Genomic DNA, 370 nt, shown 5'->3' on the forward strand with positions numbered 1-370 from the left:
CGGCCCAGCGGGCCTTAAAGACCACGGAGAACACCAGCGTGTAGACCGCCAGCATAAATATCGGGTTAATAAAGGACCAGAGCAGCCCCATGACCGAACCTTTGTAACGGCCGATAACATCCCGTTTGGCCATCTGAAAAATGAGGTTCCGGTGCCCCCAGGTAGTGGCTGCCAGCGAGAGCAGCGAGGTGGGCTTACGTGAATGTGGATTCATTACCTTTCTCTTACCTTACGTCCTGAACCCTGCCGGCACATGTTGCCTGCCGCGCAAAACGGGCGGCAGGCAGAGGCTTACAGGGGTATGGTGAACCAGCATTACTGAGCCATGCCGTTACGCATAGCGGGTGATATCACGCAGGGCAGCCTGCCA

General features: G+C 56.8%; 1 pseudogene. It reads right to left on the reverse strand.

The window, feature by feature from the left end:
- Nucleotides 1-214 (reverse strand): annotated as a pseudogene (locus CYR55_RS23185) (ABC transporter permease); the annotation flags it as partial.
- Between the last annotated feature and the right edge of the window lie 156 nt (nt 215-370).

Origin of the sequence: Chimaeribacter californicus, from assembly GCF_002858675.1 — a bacterium.
Classification (GTDB): Bacteria; Pseudomonadota; Gammaproteobacteria; order Enterobacterales; family Enterobacteriaceae; genus Chimaeribacter; species Chimaeribacter californicus.